22 protein-coding genes are annotated in these 19,913 nt (G+C 65.5%); 16 read left to right on the top strand and 6 right to left on the bottom strand.

Annotated elements, in window-relative coordinates; translation table 11 throughout:
- Positions 1-12 precede the first annotated feature (12 nt).
- The 11 genes from KFB96_RS25920 to KFB96_RS25970 all read left to right on the top strand — a co-directional run bounded on the left by KFB96_RS25920 (position 13) and on the right by KFB96_RS25970 (position 9,521).
- Positions 13-888 (top strand): PHP domain-containing protein, encoded by an 876-nt coding sequence (locus KFB96_RS25920; protein WP_213458336.1) that lies wholly within the window; start codon positions 13-15, stop codon positions 886-888.
- A 9-nt stretch (positions 889-897) separates the two neighbouring features.
- On the top strand, positions 898-1,521 hold the full coding sequence (locus KFB96_RS25925; protein ID WP_213458337.1) for an L-threonylcarbamoyladenylate synthase: 624 nt from the start codon (positions 898-900) through the stop codon (positions 1,519-1,521).
- 96 nt (positions 1,522-1,617) lie between these two features.
- Positions 1,618-2,289, top strand: a complete 672-nt coding sequence (locus KFB96_RS25930; RefSeq protein ID WP_213459741.1) for a site-2 protease family protein — start codon at positions 1,618-1,620, stop codon at positions 2,287-2,289.
- A gap of 18 nt (positions 2,290-2,307) precedes the next feature.
- The gene (locus KFB96_RS25935) at positions 2,308-3,525 is read left to right on the top strand and encodes a tryptophan--tRNA ligase (RefSeq protein ID WP_213458338.1); all 1,218 of its coding nucleotides are present in this window, start codon (positions 2,308-2,310) and stop codon (positions 3,523-3,525) included.
- A 113-nt stretch (positions 3,526-3,638) separates the two neighbouring features.
- Entirely contained in the window at positions 3,639-4,460 is an 822-nt protein-coding gene (locus KFB96_RS25940; protein ID WP_213459743.1) for a ScpA family protein, read from the top strand.
- Positions 4,402-5,052 (top strand): SMC-Scp complex subunit ScpB, encoded by a 651-nt coding sequence (scpB, locus tag KFB96_RS25945; protein WP_213458339.1) that lies wholly within the window; start codon positions 4,402-4,404, stop codon positions 5,050-5,052. The genes KFB96_RS25940 and scpB overlap by 59 nt, the downstream gene beginning before the upstream one ends.
- Positions 5,053-5,128: 76 nt before the next feature.
- Positions 5,129-6,034 (top strand): 23S rRNA pseudouridine(2605) synthase RluB, encoded by a 906-nt coding sequence (rluB, locus tag KFB96_RS25950; protein WP_213458340.1) that lies wholly within the window; start codon positions 5,129-5,131, stop codon positions 6,032-6,034.
- A gap of 128 nt (positions 6,035-6,162) precedes the next feature.
- On the top strand, positions 6,163-6,651 hold the full coding sequence (locus tag KFB96_RS25955; RefSeq protein ID WP_300971186.1) for an antitoxin Xre/MbcA/ParS toxin-binding domain-containing protein: 489 nt from the start codon (positions 6,163-6,165) through the stop codon (positions 6,649-6,651).
- Positions 6,651-7,112, top strand: a complete 462-nt coding sequence (locus tag KFB96_RS25960) for an RES family NAD+ phosphorylase (protein ID WP_213458341.1) — start codon at positions 6,651-6,653, stop codon at positions 7,110-7,112. Before KFB96_RS25955 ends, KFB96_RS25960 begins: the two co-directional genes overlap by 1 nt.
- Positions 7,113-7,178: 66 nt before the next feature.
- Complete coding sequence (locus KFB96_RS25965) at positions 7,179-8,468, top strand: APC family permease (protein ID WP_213458342.1); 1,290 nt, start codon at positions 7,179-7,181, stop codon at positions 8,466-8,468.
- 39 nt (positions 8,469-8,507) lie between these two features.
- On the top strand, positions 8,508-9,521 hold the full coding sequence (locus tag KFB96_RS25970) for a phosphoglycerate mutase (protein ID WP_213458343.1): 1,014 nt from the start codon (positions 8,508-8,510) through the stop codon (positions 9,519-9,521).
- Between the two features lie 112 nt (positions 9,522-9,633).
- Here KFB96_RS25970 and KFB96_RS25975 read toward each other — a convergent pair whose 3' ends face one another.
- The 3 genes from KFB96_RS25975 to KFB96_RS25985 form a co-directional block, all read right to left on the bottom strand.
- The gene (locus tag KFB96_RS25975) at positions 9,634-10,116 is read right to left on the bottom strand and encodes a YbaK/EbsC family protein (protein ID WP_213458344.1); all 483 of its coding nucleotides are present in this window, start codon (positions 10,114-10,116) and stop codon (positions 9,634-9,636) included.
- Positions 10,117-10,263: 147 nt separating this feature from the next.
- Positions 10,264-10,614, bottom strand: coding sequence for a hypothetical protein (locus tag KFB96_RS25980; protein WP_213458345.1), 351 nt, complete (start codon positions 10,612-10,614; stop codon positions 10,264-10,266).
- Between the two features lie 9 nt (positions 10,615-10,623).
- Positions 10,624-11,226: a DUF938 domain-containing protein gene (locus KFB96_RS25985; protein ID WP_213459746.1), complete on the bottom strand. Its 603-nt coding sequence runs from the start codon at positions 11,224-11,226 to the stop codon at positions 10,624-10,626.
- Positions 11,227-11,524: 298 nt separating this feature from the next.
- Between KFB96_RS25985 and KFB96_RS25990 the strand changes: the two genes are divergently transcribed.
- Genes KFB96_RS25990 through rimO form a run of 4 tightly spaced genes read left to right on the top strand, consistent with a single transcriptional unit; the run spans position 11,525 to position 15,846 of the window.
- The gene (locus KFB96_RS25990; protein WP_213458346.1) at positions 11,525-12,994 is read left to right on the top strand and encodes a hypothetical protein; all 1,470 of its coding nucleotides are present in this window, start codon (positions 11,525-11,527) and stop codon (positions 12,992-12,994) included.
- A 33-nt stretch (positions 12,995-13,027) separates the two neighbouring features.
- Positions 13,028-13,639: a hypothetical protein gene (locus tag KFB96_RS25995; protein ID WP_213458347.1), complete on the top strand. Its 612-nt coding sequence runs from the start codon at positions 13,028-13,030 to the stop codon at positions 13,637-13,639.
- Positions 13,640-13,696: 57 nt separating this feature from the next.
- Positions 13,697-14,476, top strand: coding sequence for a VOC family protein (locus KFB96_RS26000; protein WP_213458348.1), 780 nt, complete (start codon positions 13,697-13,699; stop codon positions 14,474-14,476).
- A 44-nt stretch (positions 14,477-14,520) separates the two neighbouring features.
- A complete protein-coding gene (gene rimO, locus KFB96_RS26005) occupies positions 14,521-15,846 on the top strand; it encodes a 30S ribosomal protein S12 methylthiotransferase RimO (RefSeq protein ID WP_213458349.1) in 1,326 nt (441 codons plus the stop codon).
- A gap of 198 nt (positions 15,847-16,044) precedes the next feature.
- Here rimO and KFB96_RS26010 read toward each other — a convergent pair whose 3' ends face one another.
- Positions 16,045-16,245 carry a DUF2892 domain-containing protein gene (locus tag KFB96_RS26010; RefSeq protein WP_093029220.1) on the bottom strand — a complete coding sequence of 67 codons (201 nt, stop codon included), beginning with the start codon at positions 16,243-16,245 and terminating at the stop codon, positions 16,045-16,047.
- 131 nt (positions 16,246-16,376) lie between these two features.
- On the opposite strand from KFB96_RS26010, the gene KFB96_RS26015 reads away from it, so the two are divergent.
- Complete coding sequence (locus KFB96_RS26015; protein ID WP_300971187.1) at positions 16,377-17,963, top strand: bifunctional aminoglycoside phosphotransferase/ATP-binding protein; 1,587 nt, start codon at positions 16,377-16,379, stop codon at positions 17,961-17,963.
- Here the strand turns inward: KFB96_RS26015 and KFB96_RS26020 are convergent.
- Positions 17,950-18,825: a DMT family transporter gene (locus KFB96_RS26020; protein WP_213458350.1), complete on the bottom strand. Its 876-nt coding sequence runs from the start codon at positions 18,823-18,825 to the stop codon at positions 17,950-17,952. The two genes, KFB96_RS26015 and KFB96_RS26020, sit on opposite strands and share 14 nt — an antisense overlap.
- Before the next feature lie 24 nt (positions 18,826-18,849).
- The gene (gene dusA / locus KFB96_RS26025) at positions 18,850-19,827 is read right to left on the bottom strand and encodes a tRNA dihydrouridine(20/20a) synthase DusA (RefSeq protein WP_300971764.1); all 978 of its coding nucleotides are present in this window, start codon (positions 19,825-19,827) and stop codon (positions 18,850-18,852) included.
- Positions 19,828-19,913 lie beyond the last annotated feature (86 nt).

The raw sequence follows: 19,913 nt of genomic DNA on the forward strand, positions 1-19,913 counted from the left end.
TAGACTAGCGCAATGACCAAAAGCCCCGATCTTCACAGCCATTCAACCGCCTCCGACGGCACCTTGACCCCCGATGCGTTGATGCAGCGCGCGTTTGCGTCCGGTGTGCGGGTCATCGCTCTCACCGATCACGATACTACCGAGGGCCTGGCCGAGGCACGAGCAGCGGCCGACGTGCTCGGTCTTCGGCTTGTCCCCGGGGTCGAGATCTCGGTGACCTGGGGCGGTCGCACCGTGCATGTCGTGGGTCTCAATGTCGATCCCGAGAATGTCGCGCTTCAGGCGGGACTGAGCCGGCTGCTCGCCTATCGCGGCTGGCGTGCCGAGGAGATCGGGCGCCGTCTGGCCAAACAGGGCATCGAGGGCGCTTACGAGGGCGCGAAGGCCTTCTCGAACGGTCGTCTTATCGGGCGCACCCATTTCGCCCGCTTCCTGGTTGCGAAGAGCCATGCGCTTGATCTGCGCGATGTCTTCAACCGCTATTTGGTCAACGGCAAGCCCGGTCATGTCAGCGGCGAATGGGCGACACTCGAGGAGGCAACCCGTTGGATCACGGGCGCGGGCGGTCAGGCCGTCATCGCACATCCGGCGCGCTACAAGCTCACGCGCACCCGCCTGCTCAAGCTGCTCGGCGAGTTTCGCGAGTACGGCGGAGTGGGTCTGGAGGTGGTCTCCGGGAGCCACAGCCGGGACGAGGTCTTCAATTTCGGTTGCCTTGCGCGCGACCAGCGCATGCTTGCCTCCGCCGGTTCCGACTACCACGGTCCTGAAAATCCCTGGATCGATCTGGGGCGTCTGCCCGCCCTGCCGCCCGCCTGTACGCCGATCTGGCACGACTGGCCCGAGATCGACGAGGAACCGAGTCCTCGTCGAGTCGCTGTCGGTTGATCTCGAGCCATGGCGCAGTTTTTTCAGATCCATCCCGCGAACCCGCAGACGCGTCTGATTCGCCGCACGGTCGAGATCCTGTTGGAGGGCGGCGTCATCCTCTATCCCACAGACTCCTCCTACGCGCTCGGCTGCCAGATCGGGGAGAAGTCCGCCATGGAGCGGATCCGCCGTATCCGCAAACTTGACGATAAGCACAACTTCACCCTGGTCTGCCGCGATCTGTCCGAGATCACGACCTATGCGAAGATCGACAACCAGGCGTTTCGGTTGCTCAAGAGTCTGACGCCCGGCCCCTACACCTTCATCCACGAAGCGACCAAGCAGGTCCCGCGGCGGCTGCTGCATCCCAAGCGCAAGGCGATCGGCATCCGGGTGCCCGACAACGAGATCTGCCGTGCACTGCTCGGCGAGCTCGACCAGCCGATCCTCAGCACCACGCTGATCATGCCGGGCGACGATCGACCCCTGACCGATCCCGAGGAGATGCGCGAGCTGCTCGATAAGCAGGTCGATCTCATCATCGACGGGGGGTTCTGCGGACTCGAGCCGACCACCGTGGTCGATATGACCGCGGAGCCGCCGAGTCTCTTGCGCCTCGGCAAGGGTGACGCGAGCTTGTTCGAGGAATGACCCACGGCACCGACGCGCGGTGGGATTTCCGAGCGCGCGCGAGGCGTGCAATGAATGCGGCGAAGAACCCAGGTGCGCTCGGTATATAATGCCGCGATGGAAGCCCTGAATCCCTATCAACTGCTCGCCGTCCTCGTCATCCCGGTGTTGTTCGCCATCACGGTTCACGAGGCCGCGCACGGCTGGGTCGCGAGCAAGCTCGGCGATCGCACTGCGCTGATGCTCGGTCGCGTCACCTTCAACCCCATCAAGCATATTGATCCGATCGGAACCATCGTCGTCCCGATCGCCACCTTTTTCCTTGTGGGATTTCTGTTCGGCTGGGCGAAACCCGTGCCGGTCGATTGGCGCAACCTGCATCATCCGCGTCGCGACATGGCCTTGGTGGCGGTCGCGGGTCCCGGCGCAAACTTGCTGATGGCGCTCTTCTGGGGCGGCATGATCAAGCTGGGTGTGCTGCTGTTGCCGTCCAGCCAATGGATCGCACTTCCTTTGATTTACATGGGCGCCGCCGGGATCCTGATCAACGTGTTTTTGATGGTTCTGAATCTGGTCCCGCTGCTGCCGCTCGACGGCGGGCGCGTGCTCAACGCCGTGCTGCCGCCGAAGGTAGCGCTGCAGTTCTCGCGGCTGGAACCCTTCGGCCTGATCCTCCTGCTGGCGTTGTTGATCACCGGGCTCTTGGGTGCCGTCCTGCTTCCGATCGTGATCGGCACCGTGGGCCTGCTCCCCGGCTCGGCGATCGTGAGAGAGCTCTTCTTCGTCTGATTACGAGGCTGCCAAACCTTGACTTCCGTCTCCGCACACCACTCGCGCGTCCTCTCCGGGATGCGTCCCACGGGCCGTCTCCACTTGGGACACTATCACGGCGTCCTGAAGAACTGGCTGGAGCTGCAGCACGAATACGAGTGTTTCTTCTTCGTCGCCGATTGGCATGCCTTGACGACGCACTACGAGGATCCATCGATCATCCCGACGAGCACCCGCGAGATGGTGATCGACTGGTTGGCCGCCGGGATCAATCCGGGCTCGGCGACACTCTTCATCCAGTCGCGCGTCCCGGAGCACGCCGAGCTGCATCTGCTGCTCTCCATGATTACGCCCCTGGGTTGGCTCGAGCGCGTGCCGAGCTACAAGGACCAACAGGAGAAGCTCAAGGAGCGGGATCTCGCGACCTACGGTTTTCTCGGCTATCCGCTGCTCCAGAGCGCGGACATCCTCATGTACAAGGCCGGGCAGGTCCCGGTCGGCGAGGATCAGGTCGCCCATGTCGAGCTGACGCGCGAGGTCGCGCGGCGCTTCAATCACATCTACGGTCGCGAGTCCGGCTTCGAGGAGAAGGCGGAAGAGGCCAAGCGCAAGATGGGCAAGAAGAACGCCAAGCTGTTCGATGGGCTGCGGCGCCGCTATCAGGAGAAAGGCGATCAAGAGGCGCTGAGCGTTGCCCATGCCCTCCTGGAAGGACAGGCCAACATTACCCTGGCCGATCGCGAACGGCTGCTCGGCTATCTGGAAGGCGGCGGTCGCGTCATCCTGCCCGAGCCGACGCCGCTGCTGACGAAAGCATCCAAGATGCCGGGGCTGGACGGGCAGAAGATGTCCAAGTCCTACGGCAACACCATCGCCCTGCGCGACGATCCCGCAGTGGTCGAGAAGGCCCTGCGGACCATGCCGACCGACCCGGCGCGGGTGCGCCGAACCGATCCGGGCGATCCGGAAAAGTGTCCGGTCTGGCAATTCCACCTGGTCTATTCGAACGATCAGGTGCGCGATTGGGTGCAGCAGGGCTGCCGCTCGGCCGGCATCGGCTGTCTCGAATGCAAGCAGCCGGTGATCGACGGGGTGCTCGCCGAGCTGATGCCGATGCAGCAACGCGCCCGGGAATTTGCCGCTCAGCCGGAGCTGCTGCGCAACGTCATCAACGAGGGCTGCGAACGTGCACGCGATGTCGCGCACGAGACGCTTGAAGAGGTTCGGCACGCCATGTCACTGGTGATGAGCTAAACCGTGCCCGGTTCATCAAGGTGAACACCTGGATGGACGCTTCACTTTTTTGGGATTTGAGTATGGCGGACGAGGACGCAGGCCGGCAGCCGCCGTCGGGACAACAGCAGGAGATGCCGCTCGAGGCGGCGCCCTTCGCCATGGTGCGGGGCTTGCCCTTCATGACCTTGCCCGTGGACCTTTACATCCCCCCGGATGCGCTCGAGATCTTTCTGGATGCCTTCGAGGGGCCGCTGGATCTGTTGCTTTATCTGATCAAGCGACAGAATCTCGACATCCTGGATATCCCGATTGCGGCCATCACCGCCCAGTACATCGAATACGTCGACCTCATGACCGAGCTGCGCCTGGAGCTGGCGGCGGAGTATCTGGTGATGGCCGCGATGCTGGCCGAGATCAAATCCCGCATGCTCCTGCCGCGTGTGCAGGCCGCGGAGGAGGAGGGCGCGGATCCGCGTGCCGAGCTGGTGCGTCGGCTCCAGGAGTACGAGCGGTTCAAGCAGGCGGCGCAGGATCTGGATGCACTGCCCAGGCTCGAGCGCGACGTCTTTTCCGTCCGCGTCGAGGTGCCGCCGGGCCATGTTCAGCGCGTCCCGCCGGATGTGGATTTCCGCGAGCTGCTCCTCGCGATGCGCGACGTCATGGCGCGTGCGGATCTCTTCACCCGCCACCGGGTCGAGCGCGAATCCTTGTCGTTGCGCGAACGGATGTCGTGGGTGCTCGAGCGCCTGAGCGATGGCGGATTTCTCGCCTTCACGGATCTGTTCGACGTCACCGAGGGGCGCGCGGGCGTCGTTGTGAGCTTTCTCGCCCTCTTGGAGCTGATCAAGGCGGCGACCTTGGAGCTGGTCCAGGCCGAGCCGTTCGCGCCCATCCATGTGCGTCTGCGCGAGACCGCGGCGGGCGAGATCCTCGACGAGGCCGCGCTTGCTTAAACAGATCGTCGAGGCCGCGCTGGTCGCCGCGGGCGGACCACTGACCCTGGATCAGCTTCTTGCGCTCTTTCTGGACGACGAGCGTCCGTCGCGTGCGGAGCTGCTTGCGGCGATCGTTGCGCTGCAGGAGGACTATGCCGAGCGCGGTCTGGAGATCGTCGAGGTCGCCGGCGGTTGGCGCACGCAGGTGCGCGCGAGCATCGCCCCCTGGGTCGCACGCCTGTGGGACGAGCGTCCGCCGCGCTACTCGCGCGCCCTGCTCGAAACACTCTCGCTGATCGCCTATCGCCAGCCGATCACGCGCGGCGAAATCGAGGATATCCGCGGGGTCGCCGTGAGCACCCAGATCGTCAAGACCCTGACCGAGCGCGAGTGGATCCGCGTGGTCGGTCATCGCGACGTCCCCGGTCGGCCCGCACTCTTCGCCACCACCCGCAAGTTCCTGGATTACTTCGGCCTGCGCTCCCTCAACGAGCTGCCGACCCTCGCCGAGATCCGCGCCCCGGATTTCCTGATCGACGAGGAGTTGAGGCTCGAGGAGCCAATCCACGATGCTGCGGACAAAAAGCCCCGAGACGGCTCTGGTGTATGATCGCCGCGAGGCCGCCGGCCCCACTCGTAGGATGGGTAGAGCGCAGCGAAACCCATCCTCCAACCCGAGAACCTTCATGAAAACCGACCGACGCTTGCCCCCATCCCCGCCGCAGCCTCCCGCCGAGGAGCCCGTGCGCCTGCAAAAGGCCCTTGCCGACGCGGGCCTGGGCTCGCGTCGCACCATCGAGGGCTGGATCAGCGAGGGGCGGATCCGGGTGAACGGCGATCTCGCCAAGCTCGGCGATCGGGTCACCAGCCGGGATCGGATCCGCGTCGACGGGCAAGACGTCAAGCTCAAGGGGCGGCGAGAGAAGCTTCCGCAAGTCATCGCCTATCACAAGCCCGAGGGCGAGCTGGTCACGCGGCGCGATCCCGAGGAGCGCCCGACGGTGTTTCGTCGTCTGCCCAAACCCAAAGAGGGTCGCTGGATCGCGGTCGGTCGGCTCGATATCAACACCTCCGGGCTCATCCTCTTCACGACCGACGGCGAGCTGGCAAACCGCCTCATGCATCCTTCGCGCGAGGTCGAGCGCGAGTACGCGGTGCGCATCCTCGGCGATGTCCCCGAGGGAACGCTCGAGCGACTCGCCGCCGGCATCGAGCTGGAAGACGGGCTCGCCAAGTTCGATGTGGTCACCGAGCGCGGCGGCACGGGTGCGAATCGCTGGTTTCATGTCGTCCTGCGCGAGGGCCGCAATCGCGAGGTACGTCGCCTCTGGGAGGCCGCCGGCTGCCAGGTGAGTCGCCTGATCCGTATCCGCTACGGCAACATCGAGCTCGGACGACGCCTCTACACCGGGAACTGGCGACCCTTGTCCGAGGACGAGCAAAAGACCTTGATGGGGCTGGCGGGTCTGACACCGCCGGTGCCCAAGCGCCGTCAAGTTCGCCCCGGAGCAAAACCTTGGCAGGCCAAACCGAGCGGCGACTCTCCGTTTGCGCGCGGTCCCAAGTGGGGGCGGCCTCGGGGCGATCGCTGAGCTGAAGTTGTGCTTCCTATCGTCAGCACAACCTACGGATACGGAACTTGCCGGAACTGGCCTTGGTGGTTGCGCGATTTCCATTTGGGTGTACTCTAATTGCCATATCGCATTTGGAGGGTTGCCTGATGACATCGCACGCGAGTCTCTTCCGGATTCCGGTGTTGTCCGGCGTCGCCGACGCCGCTGTTGCTCCAGGAGCGGGGGCGATGGTTTTCCTGCAGCTTGGGCTCCCGACCGATCGGGCGGGGCTGGTCGCGGAGAGTCGCCGCGGCTTTCCGGTGGCCGTCATCGAGCGGCTGGCCGAGGTCCTCGACCGACCACAGCAGACCCTGCTGCGGATCGCCAAGATTGCACCATCCACCCTGACCAGGCGTCGGCGCAGCCCCGACGGACGGCTTTCTCCGGAAGAGAGCGATCGTGTCTACCGGATCGCGGCCGCGTTCAGCGATGCGGTGGATCTCTTCGAGGGCGACGCCTCCGCCGCGTCCGGGTGGCTCGGCGAGCCGGCGAAGGCGCTGGGCGGGACGGCGCCGATCGAGCATCTGGATACCGAGGCCGGTGCCACGCAGGTACATGACCTCATCGGACGTCTGGAGCACGGCGTCTACAGCTGATGCGGGTCTATCGGCTCGTCAAGGAACGATTTGCCGATACGGCGTTGGACGGCTCGGGCGCGAAGGTCTACGGCGGACGCTGGAACCGCAAGGGTCATGCGGTGGTGTACGCCTCGGACAGCATCGCGCTGGCGGCGCTGGAGCTGCTGGTGCATCTGCATCGAAGCGAGGTGCTCAATGAATACCGTCTGGCCAGGCTCGATCTTCCCGATGACGAGGTCTTGCTCTTGGATGACGCCGGGTTGCCTGCGAACTGGCGGGAGGATCCCGCACCTGTGTCGACCGCCGCGATCGGCGCCGCCTGGCTGACCGGCGGCCAATCACTCGCACTCTCGGTCCCGAGTGTCCTGATCCCGCAGCAACGCAACCTGCTGTTGAATCCCGCTCACGGGAGGGCCGGTGGGGTGTTCGCGACGGCGACCCTGGAACCCTTCGATTTCGATCCGCGTTTTGTTCGCTGAGCCGATCCCGATCCCGATCCAGATCGGCTCGACGTCGATCGGGACACGACCTCGGATGCCGACACGATGAGCAGACCGCGCTTTATCGACCAACGCACCGCGATCCTCATCGTGGTCGCCAACATGATCGGCACGGGCGTGTTCACGACGCTCGGCCTCCAAGCGGCCGGAATCCCTGACGGCTCGGCCTTGCTCTTGCTGTGGCTGATCGGCGGTCTGATCGCGCTCTGCGGCGCACTCTCCTACGCGGAGCTGGCCGCTGCCTTGCCGCGCTCGGGCGGGGAATACCACTTCCTGTCGCGGATCTTCCATCCCCTGTTGGGCCAGTTGGCCGGCTGGGTCTCCGTGACCGTCGGGTTCGCGGCCCCGGTGGCCTTGGCGGCGATGGCGATGGGGTACTATGCCGCGACCGTCCTCCCGGCGCCGCCCACCGCGATCGCGGTGACGGCCTTGCTCATGGTCACCGCCGTGCATGCCTTCGACCTGGATCTGGGGCGGCGCCTGCAGGTGGTCGCGACCTGGTTGAAGATCGCCGTCATCCTGCTGTTCTGCGCCGTGGGGCTCGCTCTGCCGGCGACCTCGGGCAGCCTCTCGGTCGTGCCCTCCGCATCGACGCTCGACGCGGTCTGGAGCGCGCCCTTTGCCGTGTCTTTGATCTATGTCGCCTATGCCTACTCGGGGTGGAACGCCGCCGCCTATGTGGTGGACGAGGTCCAGGACCCGCGTCGTGCGGTCCCGCGCGCGCTGCTGCTCGGCACGCTGATCGTCACGCTGCTGTATCTGCTGCTCAATCTGACCTTCCTGCGCACCGTCGAATACGATGCCTTGGTCGGTCGCGTCGAGGTCGGTGCGCTCTCCGCCGAGACCATCTTCGGCGCCGTCGGCGGGCATCTCATGAGCCTGGTGCTGACCCTCTTGTTGGTCTCGACCGTCAGCGCCATGGTGCTCGCCGGACCCCGTGTCTTGGAGCGTATCGGCGAAGACCTGCCGTTTTTCCGACCGCTCAGTGTCCGCAACCGGCGCGGTGCACCGACGCGTGCCGTGCTGCTGCAACAGGGTCTGGCGCTCGCGATGATCCTGACGGGCTCGTTCGAGGGCGTCTTGAGCTTTGCGGGCTTCACGCTCACACTCTTCGCGGTCATCACCGTCGCCGGTGTCGTCCGTCTGCGCCGGCGCGAGCCGGACCTGCCGCGACCCTTTCGGGTGCCCTGGTATCCGCTGCCGCCGCTGGTGTTTATCCTGGTCAGTCTGGCGAGTCTGTTGTTTCTCGCGCTGGAACGACCGCTTCCGGTGTTGCTGGCCATCATTCTGCTCGGTTTGGGCTGGGTGTCCGTGAGGCTCTCGGGTCGTCGCTGAGGGACACGCCATCGCCGTCTTTGCCGTTCCGGAATCAACATGCTGACCCTCATCTGCCCCGGCCTCCTTGGCCCCATCCCGGCCGCGCCGGAGACACTCCCGAAGGTCCCGGCCATCGATCGGCTGCTCGCGCGCGCGGAGCGCATCCCGACCGGCGGGCACGACGCTGCGACGGCCCTTCTGAGGCACGTCGGCGTCTCGACCGACCCCGAACGCGATGCCCCGACGGCCGCGATCAGTCTCTTGGGCGAGTCACCGGACGCGCGGTGCGACGGCTATTGGATACATGCCGATCCGGTGCATTTGCGCCCGGATCGCGACCGTCTGCTGCTCTTCGCCGGCGCCGGTGTCGCGCCCGACCGGGCGGAGGCGGATGCCCTGGTCGCGCTCTTCAACGGCCATTTCGCGGAGGACGGATTGCGGCTCACCGCGCCGCACCCGAACCGCTGGTATCTGGGAACGGATCGGGCCTTGGACCTGCGTTCGGAGCCGCTCGAGCGCGTGATCGGCGGGCCTGTCCCGCGCGATGTCCCGAGCGGCGCGGATGCCCGGCGCTGGCGCGGTCTGATGAACGAGGCGCAGATGCTCTTTTACGGCAGCGAGGTCAATCGTCTCCGCGAGCAGGCCCGGCGTCCGGCAATCAACGGCATCTGGACCTGGGGTGGCGGTGTGCTGCCGGAGCGCTCGGGCGCACCGCCGGACGCGGTGGTCGGGGATGATCCGCTGACCGCGGGTCTAGCGCGCTGGTGCGGGGTGGCGCATCGCGCGCTCGAAGGGTGGTCGCCGCAGGAGCCGCTTCCCGGACGCCGCCATCTCATGCTCTGGGACCGGCTCGGTGCAGCGCTGCTGGAGCGGGATCTCGCGGCCTGGTCGACGGCGTTGCTCGCGCTGGATGCGAGGGTCGCCGTGCTCGAAGCACGGATCAAGGGCGGGACGCTCGACGAGATTTTGATCGACCCTTGCGAGGGCATGGTCTATCGGGTCACGCGATCGGCATTGCGCCGCTTCTGGCGTCGCGATGGGCTGACGCAAAGCTTGGTTCGAGGCTCTTGAGCCTGGAGCTGGTTGTTGAACCAAGCCGCTGGGGTGGACTGCGCTTCGCTTGTCCAATCTGCGGCGCTAGTCCAACCGATAACGTTTCCGCCACGCTCGGCGACGTGACCGGTCAGGTCGCCATCTCGACCAGTGTGGGTTTGAGGAGCGCGAGTGCATCGGCGGTTGCGAGCGAGATGATGTAGCCGCGCTTGCCGCCGTTGATGTAGATCCGCGGGAGTGCGGCGATTCCGGTCTCGCAATAGACCGGCAGGGCGCGCCGTGTGCCGAAGGGTGAAGTGCCGCCGACCTGATAGCCCGAATGCTTGTCCGCGATCGCCGGGGCGCAGGGCTGGATGCGCTTCACGCCGATCTTTCGTGCCAGCGCCTGGGTGGAGACCTGCCGGTCGCCGTGCATCAGGACGATCATGGGGTTGGACTGCTCGTCCTCCATGATCAGGGTCTTGACGACCAGGTGCTCGTCGACGCCGTGCTCGCGCGCGAACTGCGCCGTGCCGCCGCCGTCGACATAGGTGTAGGGATGGCCCTCGAAGGGGATCTTGGCGGTGCGCAGTGCGCGAACGGCTTGGGTCACCGGTTCCTTCGAGGCTTTCATGCTGAACTGCGTTCGAGGTGGAGATCGGTGTCCAAGGTAGCCCAGTCGGTCGAGCGCACCAAGCATCTCGGCGTCAACGCGGTTCAGGCGATTGATTCAGGCGTTGGGTCATTTCCGCAAAGGCATCTGCCGAGCTGTCGGGGCGACTTAAGTCGCCCCTACAGCCGCCGCTACAGCTTGTTGTGCCGGGACCCCGAATGTCGCGATGCCGGTTTCGTTACCAGCGGGATGTCCCTGGCTCGCCTTTGAATAGAGTGTCGGCGGGCTCCCGGTCTCGCAGACCCGAACCGCTCGGTTCGAGTCGGCCAGGGTCACCGCCCCGACCAGAACCCGGACCGGGCGGGGCTCCGGGAGGATCGCGGGCGGGCGAGGGTAGTCCCACACGGACGCTTGATCGGGACCGGGCTCGACGGCGAAGTCGGGTCGTTTCTGCCCGCGAAACCGCCATGCCGCGCGGGCACGTGCGATCCGGGGGTCGTCTTCGGGGGTCTCGGGCATGGGGTGTCCTTAAGGGATACGCTGCCACACCAGCGTGCGGTTGTTGACCGGCATCGGGTGATCCGCGATCAACTCCATGCCGTTGTCGCGGGCCATGCGGATCAAGAGGTCGAGATCGCGGATACCCATTGCGGGGTCGCGCGAGCGCAGCATGGCGTCGAAGCGTGCGTTGCTCTCGCTGGTGTAGCGACCGCCGATGTTGAAGGGCCCGTAGAGCGCGAAACAACCGCCATCGACCAAGACGCGCCCGACCCCGTCGAACATGGCCTCGACCTCCGGCTCGGACATGATGTGGGCGGTGTTGGCACTGAACACGCCATCGAAGCGTTCCTCGGGCCAAGTGCCGGTGACGTCGAGCACGCGGGTGGGCGGCAGGTTGGGCAGGTCCGCATCGTCCAGCCAGGCCCGGATTCCGGGGAGATAGTGGGCGCAGTCGCTGGTGTGCCACACCAGATGGGGCAGGGCGGCGGCGAAGAAGACCGCGTGCTGACCGGTGCCGCTTCCGATCTCGAGCAGCTGTCGTGCCTCTTGAAAGAGCGGGCCGATCACGTCGAGAATCGGGCGCTTGTTTTCTTCGCAGGCTTCCGAGTAGGGTTTATCGATCGGATACATGGTCTTTGCTGTTGGAATGAATCGGGTCGGGGATGAATCGGGCCGCAATGCTCGCATGTTCGGGCTGGGCTCGATGCTTCGGTCGCCCATCGCGTGCTCCGGGATGTCGGGGCGTGCGGGTCGATCGACAACCGGCTCGGCGGCGCAACGCATCGAAATGGCATCGGATCGGTCTGCGCGATCCGTTATGCTGCACTCCGTGCGAGTCCGCAACGCAGACGCCTGTCAGGGTGCTGCCGGCGCAGCGGTCGGCGCCGACGCGACTTTTTCTGACCCGATACGGGGAGACGGTTACATCGTGGAGACACCTTTGCACCACTCCCTTGCCGGTCCCGTGCGGTGGCTTCGCCGTTATCGCGCGGCTGGCCGAGCGCGATCCGTCGCTGCCTGTGGTGTGCTCGGGCTCGCCGTCTCGCTCGCCGGGTGTGCCGGTACGCGTCCGAATCTCTCGGTCGGCACTGCGTCCGAACGGGTTCCACCGGTTGCGCGGGCGGCGGAGCCCCCGCGATGGCAGGGGATCGACGAGACCGTTGCGGACGACGCGCGGCCATCCACCCTGCTTGCGGCCGATGCGCTTGCGGGAGCGGCGCGCCCGGCCGAGGGTATCCTGTTCAACGATCCCGGCGCGCCCCCGGTGCTGTTCAGTCAGGATCCCGAGATTCTTCGTGCCGAGGTGGCGGCCGAGTGTCTGTCTGCGCGATCCATGTCGATCTCGGCGCGGGACGGGCTCGATGCCTTGGTGGCAAGTCTCTATTCGTCCGTGATCGATCCGGCCGAAGGCACCGAGGCGCTGATCCTCGGCAACTGTGCGCCGCCGGTGGATATCGTGCGCGAAATGGTCGCCAAGGGGGGCGAGCAGGTCCAGGGCTCCATCGCGGAGCGGGCGCTCGCGCTGAGCGCGCCTCGGGCTCTACGCGCGATCGAGACGGCGGCGGCGGACGGGCTCACGCGGCATCGCGAGTTGAGCGGCTCGGGCAGCGGTCCGACGCGTCTTGCACGCGACCATGCCATGGCCTATTTCCCGTCGGCGGGATCGGCGGTGCGTATCGAGAGCTCGAGTGGCCTCGATCGCCTCTATCGTCGTGCCGTGTCTGGTTTCGGGGTCTATACCTTCGTCATGGTCGGCCCGAATGTCGAGCGGCTTGCGCAGACGGATCAAGCGCGCCACCAGGAGCTGTTTCGACTCGTCGAGACCTATGCGGCGGTCGGCGGCGATGCCGAGGCGGGGCCGCGCCCCGACGCCCACGTCTTTCTGATCCCGGTCGATGCGGAGCTCGGCGGGATGCCTTTGTTCAACCAGGTCGCAGCCGATCTCTCCGACCGGATGCGCAGGCAGTTGATCGAGGAGCTGCGCGGGCAGGGCGAGGCGGGCCTCGCGACGCGTCTGCAAAAGGGGGCCGGCCCCTTCCTCGTTGCCGCTCTCGAGCCAAATCTCCTGCCCGGACGGGTCGGCGCTTTCAGGCTTGTTGCGGATCTCTCCGGCCTCGGGATCGAGCACCTGTACACGGTTGTCGATGCCTTCGATCGCGATATCGGCCCCGAGCTCGCCGGCCGCCCCGAGAGCCTGGCGGCGATCCGCGATCGACTCCGAGACGTGCGCGCGCCACAATCGAGCAACGCGGGGACAGTGGCGACCTCGGAGTCGGTATGGCTATTCCTGTTGGGCGACCCGGGCGAATCCGGGGCCGGGGCCGGAGCCGGAGCCGCGATCGGTCGTTTGATGCTCGGCGTTGCAGACCTTTTGAAGAACAAGCCGCCGAGTGCCTGACACGCTCGACGCCAGGGAGTGCAGACTGAGACTATGAATATCATTCCAACCGGTTTGGGCAGCTTGGTCCGCTTCCTGATCGGGATCTTTCTGCTTCAGGGTGTCACGGGGCTCTTGGTCTACACGGCCTTGAGTACCGATTGGCAAACGACCTGGCCGCTTTTCTTGCTGTTGGCCGGCTCGATCGGCACGCTGGTCGCCTTTTGGTTCAACACCATCGTTGCGGCGGATCGCCATCGCACCGTCTCGCGCGTGAGCGAGCGCTTTTCCAAGGAACGCGAGAAGATCCGCGTCAAGGCCGAGCAGATCCGTGCCAAGGTCGGTCGCGACAACGCCGTTCTTCAGGCCAAGGTCCGGCATCGGGGCTCGATGGGTGCCAACCTCAAGACCGGCGTCGTGGTCGGCGGTGCGGTGGGTCTCGGCGTGGCCATGATGCTCGCCCAGTTCGTCACGCTCGGGCTGCTCACCCTGACGACGGCCGGAGGTGCGGCGCTCGGCTACACCGCCCGGGTGCGCCAAGAGAAACATCTCGCGGCCAAGCGTCTTGCCGAGGAGGAGCGCATGCTGATGATGATGGACGGCGACCCGCCGCCGCGCCGTTTGACGGGTCGCAAAGGCCGGCGCGCCGATGCGGATCTCGATTGAGCCGATCGCTTTCAACCTGAAGGATCCGAATCAAGGATCCGAACCGAGGAACGCCCCATGGCCGAGATGACAAGCTACCCAGCCGGGACCTTCTGCTGGGTCGATCTGGCGACCAATGCGCCGGAGGCCGCAAAGACCTTCTACGGCGAGATCTTCGGCTGGACCTCCGAGGACCTCGCGACCGATTACGAGGTGCCTTACAGCATCCTCGAGCGCGACGGCAAGCGAGCCGCCGCGCTCTACGAGATGGCGCCCGAGCAAGGCGCCTTCCCCTATTGGGCGAGCTATGTCCGGGTGATGGACGTTCAGGCGAGCGCCGAGCAGGCCGTCGAGCTGGGCGGTCGCCTGGTGATGCCTGCGGTCGATGTGATGCAGCTCGGACGCATGGCCTTCATTCAGGATCCCACCGGCGCCGTGCTCGGCCTTTGGGAGCCTGGCTCGCTATTCGGCGCCGAGCTCGACAACACCTACGGCGCACGCAGCTGGAGCGAGCTGCAGACCCGCAACACCAAGGCCGCTGCGCGTTTCTACCAAGACCTCTTCGGCTGGACCGCACGCACCAGCAAGAGCCTGATGGACGGGCGTTACACGCTGTTCGAGCTCGACGGCAAGGAGGTCGGCGGGATGCTCGAGCTCGATGCGTCCTGGGGCTCGATGCCGCCGAACTGGTCGATCTATTTCGGCGTCGAAGACTGCGACGGCGCCGTGGCCACGACCAAGCGTCTGGGCGGCAGCATCGTGATGGACCCGATGGAGATCGAGAATGTCGGCCGGTTCGCCTTTCTCGGCGATCCGCAGGGTGCCATCTTCGCCGTCATTCAGTTCGGGCACCGATAACGCGCGTCGGTTTTCTTTGGACGTTGTAGATCCCGGTTGACCCTATGTCGATGACGCAAACCCCCAAGATCGGATTCATCAGCCTCGGCTGTCCCAAGGCGACGGTGGATTCGGAGCGGATCCTCACGCAACTGCGTGCGGAGGGCTACGGCATCCCGCCGAGCTACGAGGATGCCGATCTGGTCATCGTCAACACCTGTGGCTTTATCGACGATGCGGTCGAGGAGTCGCTGGATGCGATCGGCGAGGCGCTGCACGCCAACGGTCGCGTCATCGTGACGGGTTGCCTGGGTGCGCGCGCCGAGATCGTTCGCAAGGCCCATCCCGAGGTCCTTGCGGTGACGGGTCCGCATGCACTCGACGAGGTGATGGCGGCGGTGCATGCGCAGCTGCCGGCGCCGCATGATCCCTTCGTCAGTCTCGTGCCGCCGCAGGGCGTGAAGCTCACGCCGCGGCACTTTGCTTATCTCAAGATCTCGGAGGGCTGCAACCATCGGTGCAGCTTCTGCATCATCCCGAGCCTGCGCGGCGATCTGGCGAGCCGCCCGATCGGCGAGGTGCTTGCGGAGGCGGAGCGGCTGGTGGAGTCGGGGGTGCGCGAGCTCTTGATCATCTCGCAGGACACCAGCGCCTACGGGTTGGATCTGCGCTATCGGCCGGATTTCTGGAAGGGTCGGCCGCTCAAGACCGACACGGTCAACCTGGCACGTGCACTCGGCGAGCTGCCGGCTTGGGTCCGGCTGCACTATGTCTATCCCTATCCGCATGTGGACGCGCTGATCCCGCTGATGGCGGAAGGGCTGATCCTGCCCTATCTCGACATGCCGCTGCAGCACGGCAGCGAGCCGATCCTGCGGGCGATGCGCCGTCCGGCAGCGACCGAGAAGGTGCTCGATCGGCTCGCGCGCTGGCGCGAGCAGTGCCCGGAGCTGGTGATACGCAGCACCTTCATCGTCGGTTTTCCGGGCGAAACCGAGGCGGAGCTCGAGGAGCTGCTCGACTTCCTGCGTGCCGCTCGGCTCGACCGCGTCGGCTGTTTTCCCTATTCGCCGGTCGAGGGTGCGAGTGCGAACGCGTTGCCCGATCCTGTCCCGGAGTCGATCAAGCACGAGCGGGTCGAGCGCTTCATGGCCGTGCAGGCCGAGATCAGCCGCGCGAAGCTCGCCGAGCGCATCGGTCAACGGCTGATCGTGCTGGTCGACGAGGTCGGAGAAGACGAGGTGATCGCCCGCAGCTACGCGGACGCACCCGAGATCGACGGCGAGGTGATCATCGCCGGCGCCTGGGAGCTGGATCCGGGGGATTTCGTCGAGGTCGAGATTACGGATGCGGGCGACCACGATCTGTGGGCGCAGCCGATCGCCGATTAAATCGCGTCCGTTGGGATATGTGGGCTCGTCATTTGGGGCGGGATTCCCACGTCCATGAGCAGTCGGCGAAGACGCGATTTAAGTTATTAATAAATATTAAAATCTCCTAAACCGCGTTGCGCCGAGGTTGTTAAGTACGACGAGGCCGAGACAAAGGACGAAGCGACTTGGATCGCTCCGAACGCGGTTTAGTCGGCGTCAGAATGCGGGGCCGGCCTTCTTGCCCATCTTCTTCAGGATCACGGCCAAGGGGCAGAATCCGGTGAAGGCGGACTGCAGCAGGTTCAGGCCGACGAAGGCCGTGAACCACATCCAGTAGGGGCTGACGTAGTGCGCCAGCAGGAGCGAGATCAGGATGAAGGCGCCGGCGACGGCAAAGACGATGCGCTCGATAGACATGAATCTCTCCAAAGGTTCGGATAACGGGTCGGGGTCGGGCTGATGTCCTACGGGATATTAAAGAACGCTTATACTCAGTTCAAGGTCGATTGACGTAAGGTTTTTGCCGAACGGATGAGGGTAGCTGCCCCGTGGACGTCGATGCCTTTCCGCGCTTGATCGAAGCACTGATGCGACCGGATGCCTATCCGCATCCCGCCGACCCGGTCGAGCACATCGAGACACACATCTCGCACGTGTTCCTTGCGGGCGCGTTCGCCTACAAGCTCAAGAAGCCGATCGACCTGGGTTTTCTCGATTTCTCCACGCTGGAACGCCGTCGCCGCTGTTGCGAGGAGGAGCTGCGGCTGAATCGGCGCCTGGCGCCTGATCTCTATCTGGGCGTGGTTGCCGTCACCGGCACGGCGATTGCTCCACGTATCGGCGGACCCGGTCCGGTGCAGGAGTATGCCGTGCAGATGCGTCGTTTCCCGCAAGAGGCCCTGCTCGATCGTCAGGAGCTGTCCGGCGAGCTGATCGACCGCTTGGCGGAGGATGTCGCGGAGTTTCACGCCCGGCTCCCCGTCGCCGATACCGAGAGCCGTTTCGGCACGCCCGAGGCCGTGCTTGCACCCATGATCGAGAATCTGGTGCAGATTCGCGCTTGTGCATTGGAGCCGTATCCGCGCGACTGTCTCGAGCGTCTCGAAACCTGGACACGCGGTCGTTGGCATGCCCTGATCCCGATGATCGAGCGTCGGCGCCGCAACGGCTATGTCCGCGAGTGTCACGGCGACATGCATCGGGGCAACATCGCCTTGGTCGACGGCGAGATCCGCATCTTCGACGCGATCGAGTTCAATCCCCTCCTGCGCTGGATCGACACGGCAAGCGAGATCGCTTTCCTGATCATGGACCTGGAGGAATCCGGCGCGGCGCCGTTGGCGCGGCGCTTTCTGAACCGCTATCTGGAGCGCAACGGGGACTACGAGCTCTTGTCTCTGCTGGACTTCTACAAGGTCTATCGCGCGCTTGTTCGGGCGAAGGTCATGGCGATCCGTCTCGGGCAGGCCGATCTGGATCCGGCACAAGAGGCCCGCGACCGCTTGACCTGCATCCGTTACCTGGAGCTTGCCGAGTCCTACATCCGTCCCCGTTCGCCCCGTCTCTTGATTGCGTGCGGGCTGTCCGGATCCGGAAAGAGCGATATGGCGCGCCGGCTTCGCGAATCACTCCCCTTGATCCACCTGCGCTCGGACATCGAGCGCAAGCGGCTCTTCGGTATCTCCGAGATCGCTTCCACCCGCGCCTCGCTCGACGCCGGTATCTATTTCCCGACCGCGACCGCGTGGACCTACGCACGGCTGTTGCGTCTTGGCGATGCGATCCTCGGCTACGGCTACGACGTGTTGGTCGATGCGACCTTCATCTGCGCGGCGCGGCGCGCGCTGTTTTGCGACTTGGCCCGGCGGCGCCGCATCCCGTTCGCGATTCTGTCGCTCGATGCCCCCGTGGATGTCCTGCGTGACCGTATCAACCGTCGGTTCGCCGCAAACCAGGATGCGTCGGACGCCGACGTGCGGGTTCTTGAGCGTCAACGGCTGGCCTTGGAACCCTTGACGTCCGACGAGCGTGCCTACGCGGTCGTCATCGACACCAGCCAAACCCCTCCGTTGGCCGATGTGCTCGCACGGATCGAGTCGGCCTTTGTCTCGATGCGTGCCCCTACCGAGCAATAAGCGCCACACCGGCGAGCATCAGCAGACCGCCCGGCAACCGTGTCGAGAGCCCGGTCTCGCGGAAGAGCAGCACGCCGTAGAGGATGCCGAAGAGCAAACTGGTGCGTTTGACGGCGATCATGTAGGCCACCTCGACCTGTTGGAGGGCCAGGAAGTGGGTGTAGACCATCAGCCCCATCAGGACGCCGACCAGGAGCACAGGTCCGGGTCGGCGCGCCAGTTTGAGCAGAAGCCCGGGCCGGGGCAGGACGATCAGCAGAACGACGGCCGCGCCCAGCAGTGCGAAGTAGAAGGCCCCGAAGAACTCCGGGTCCATGTGCCGCATGGCCCCTTTGCCCAGGGTGGCGGTGACGGCATAGATGGCGGCCACCGCCAGCATCATCCGGGAGCCGGGCTCCTCGACGATGGCTGTAAAGGGACGCGTCCAGCTTCGCCAGTTGTCTCGTTTGGCATGCCGGCTGTTGAGCAGCCAGGCCCCGGCCACCACCAGCCCGACCCCCGCCGCACCGAGCGGACTGACCTCCTCGCCGAGCAGCACCCAAGCCACCCCGATGACGAACACCGGGGTAAAGGCCAGGTAGGGCAGGGTGAGCGAGAGCGGATGGTCGCGGATCGCGGCCATGTAGATCAGCATGGCGGCGATTTCCAGCGGGATGAGGGCCGCGATCCAGAACCAAAAGGCCGGCGGAAGTGACGATAGCGGCGGCATGCCGACCAGCAACGGCGCCATGAGGAGGCCCACGACGCCGAAGCGCACGACGACCAGCTCGCGGGCCGAGAAGCCTTGCAGCCACGCCTTGGTTGCGGCGTCCGCACTCGCCAGTGAGAAGGCGCAGAGCAGGGAGAGGCTGACCCAATCCATGGTGCCTCGCGCGAATCCCGCCGGCTAAGGCCGCGGCTCGGGCGGCAGCTTGGCGGTCAGGACCTCGACGCCCGCGCCCGCACGATGCGCCTGCTCGCTCAGATGGCGTCGCCAGGCGCGCGCGCCGGGTTGGCCTTGGAAGAGACCGAGGATGTGCCGGCTCATGGCGCTCAGCGGCGTGCCCGTCGACAGCTCGCGCTCCACGTAAGGCAGGAAGGCGTCGAGGACCGCGTTGCGCGTCGGCGCACGACGGTCATCCCCGAAGATCACCCGGTCCGCCTCGGCGAGGATCCAGGGGTTGTGATAGGCCTCGCGACCGATCATGACCCCGTCGAGTGTCTTCAGAAACCCGAGAGTCTCCTCAAGGGTCTTGATGCCCCCGTTGATCGCGATGGTCTGATTCGGCAGATCGCGCTTGAGTTGCTTCACGACGTCGTAGCGCAACGGCGGGATGTCGCGGTTCTCCTTCGGACTCAGCCCGGCGAGCCACGCCTTGCGCGCATGCACGACGAGCGCGTCGCAGCCGGCCTCGGTCACGGCGCCGGCAAAGTCCAGAAGCTCGCCGTAGCTGTCGCGATCGTCGATCCCGATGCGGGTCTTGACGGTCACCGGCACCGCGACGGCATCCTTCATCGCCGCCACGCAGTCCGCGACCAGTCCCGGCTCGGCCATCAAACAGGCGCCGAACCGGCCGTTCTGCACCCGGTCCGACGGACAACCGACGTTGATGTTGATCTCGTCGTAGCCCCGCTCGGCGCCCATCCGTGCGCAGTGCGCCATGTCCTGCGGGTCCGATCCGCCGAGCTGGAGTGCGATCGGGTGCTCAGCGGGATCGAAACCGAGGAAGCGCTCGCTATCGCCCCTTCGAGAGCCATGGATCAGCGCACCCGTCGTGACCATCTCGGTATAGAGCAGGGTGTGCCGGCTGAGAAGACGCAGGAAATAGCGACAGTGGCGATCGGTCCAGTCGAGCATGGGCGCGACGGATAGGCGGCGGTCCAGCACAGGTGCGGGGAGGGGAGACAAAGACGTGCCTTGCAACGGGTGGTTAAACGAACAGATGTCAGGAAAGATTCAAAAACAGCAGA

Origin of the sequence: Thiocapsa sp., assembly GCF_018399035.1 — a bacterium.
GTDB lineage: Bacteria > Pseudomonadota > Gammaproteobacteria > Chromatiales > Chromatiaceae > Thiocapsa.

Coding starts and splice junctions, on each gene's coding strand:
- KFB96_RS25920 (WP_213458336.1), top strand. CDS start 13: ATGACCAAAAGCCCCGATCTTCACAGCCATTCAACCGCCTCCGACGGC.
- KFB96_RS25925 (WP_213458337.1), top strand. CDS start 898: ATGGCGCAGTTTTTTCAGATCCATCCCGCGAACCCGCAGACGCGTCTG.
- KFB96_RS25930 (WP_213459741.1), top strand. CDS start 1,618: ATGGAAGCCCTGAATCCCTATCAACTGCTCGCCGTCCTCGTCATCCCG.
- KFB96_RS25940 (WP_213459743.1), top strand. CDS start 3,639: ATGCCGCTCGAGGCGGCGCCCTTCGCCATGGTGCGGGGCTTGCCCTTC.
- scpB (WP_213458339.1), top strand. CDS start 4,402: ATGTGCGTCTGCGCGAGACCGCGGCGGGCGAGATCCTCGACGAGGCCG.
- rluB (WP_213458340.1), top strand. CDS start 5,129: ATGAAAACCGACCGACGCTTGCCCCCATCCCCGCCGCAGCCTCCCGCC.
- KFB96_RS25955 (WP_300971186.1), top strand. CDS start 6,163: ATGACATCGCACGCGAGTCTCTTCCGGATTCCGGTGTTGTCCGGCGTC.
- KFB96_RS25960 (WP_213458341.1), top strand. CDS start 6,651: ATGCGGGTCTATCGGCTCGTCAAGGAACGATTTGCCGATACGGCGTTG.
- KFB96_RS25965 (WP_213458342.1), top strand. CDS start 7,179: ATGAGCAGACCGCGCTTTATCGACCAACGCACCGCGATCCTCATCGTG.
- KFB96_RS25970 (WP_213458343.1), top strand. CDS start 8,508: ATGCTGACCCTCATCTGCCCCGGCCTCCTTGGCCCCATCCCGGCCGCG.
- KFB96_RS25975 (WP_213458344.1), bottom strand. CDS start 10,116: ATGAAAGCCTCGAAGGAACCGGTGACCCAAGCCGTTCGCGCACTGCGC.
- KFB96_RS25980 (WP_213458345.1), bottom strand. CDS start 10,614: ATGCCCGAGACCCCCGAAGACGACCCCCGGATCGCACGTGCCCGCGCG.
- KFB96_RS25985 (WP_213459746.1), bottom strand. CDS start 11,226: ATGTATCCGATCGATAAACCCTACTCGGAAGCCTGCGAAGAAAACAAG.
- KFB96_RS25995 (WP_213458347.1), top strand. CDS start 13,028: ATGAATATCATTCCAACCGGTTTGGGCAGCTTGGTCCGCTTCCTGATC.
- KFB96_RS26000 (WP_213458348.1), top strand. CDS start 13,697: ATGGCCGAGATGACAAGCTACCCAGCCGGGACCTTCTGCTGGGTCGAT.
- rimO (WP_213458349.1), top strand. CDS start 14,521: ATGTCGATGACGCAAACCCCCAAGATCGGATTCATCAGCCTCGGCTGT.
- KFB96_RS26010 (WP_093029220.1), bottom strand. CDS start 16,245: ATGTCTATCGAGCGCATCGTCTTTGCCGTCGCCGGCGCCTTCATCCTG.
- KFB96_RS26020 (WP_213458350.1), bottom strand. CDS start 18,825: ATGGATTGGGTCAGCCTCTCCCTGCTCTGCGCCTTCTCACTGGCGAGT.